The 649-nt window shown below is 32.7% G+C and carries 1 protein-coding gene; it reads right to left on the bottom strand.

Annotation, left to right across the window (positions count from 1 at the left end; all coding sequences use genetic code 11):
* The coding region (locus tag JMX82_RS14190) for a hypothetical protein (protein WP_201541009.1) at positions 1 to 264 on the bottom strand (264 nt) is incomplete at its 3' end.
* Between the last annotated feature and the right edge of the window lie 385 nt (positions 265 to 649).

Raw genomic sequence — 649 nt, 5'->3', positions numbered from 1 at the left:
AATTAATACTTCATCCTTTCTAACCTCTGCTCCCCAAGATTGCCCCCACATATCGTAAAAGCCCAAGCTCCCTTGTTTCACCTTTTTAATTTCTTTAAGCCCTTCATCTATCCAGTTTCCTAGATAGCTCAATCCAAGTCCTCCATCATCATTCAAGAGGTTGAAAATTAGTCCCTTTATATTTGAACTATTTTCTAAAATTATACCTTCTGGATATAAATTTCCATTATTCCATCTATCAGTCCAAAACAACTTAACTAACATACTATTGTCCTTTTTAAAGGGTATACCTCAACGGAACCAGCTATTTCACCCTTCAAACCTATTAACAGACCACTTAAAGCAGACTGTTAACATGGAACCATCTATAACAGACCTTTGAATTATAGGACTGGTTGCTGTGCTTTTTTCCTATCATTAGCCTATACCTAAAACATAAAACATAAAACATAAAACATAAAACATAAAACATAAAACATAAAACATAAAACCCCTAAACGATAATCTATCTATCATTAGACTTGTTTCTATTATTAAATGATAGTAATATCTGGCTATTATCAATAAACATTAATTATTAAGTCTAAGTAATAGAGGTGGTGTTATGACCGTTCGTATTTATGTGAGAGCCAGTACTAAGGATCAAGAC

The sequence above is a fragment of the Psychrobacter sp. 1044 genome (genome assembly GCF_904846525.1).
GTDB lineage: Bacteria > Pseudomonadota > Gammaproteobacteria > Pseudomonadales > Moraxellaceae > Psychrobacter.
This window is presented reverse-complemented; position numbering and strand designations above follow the sequence as displayed.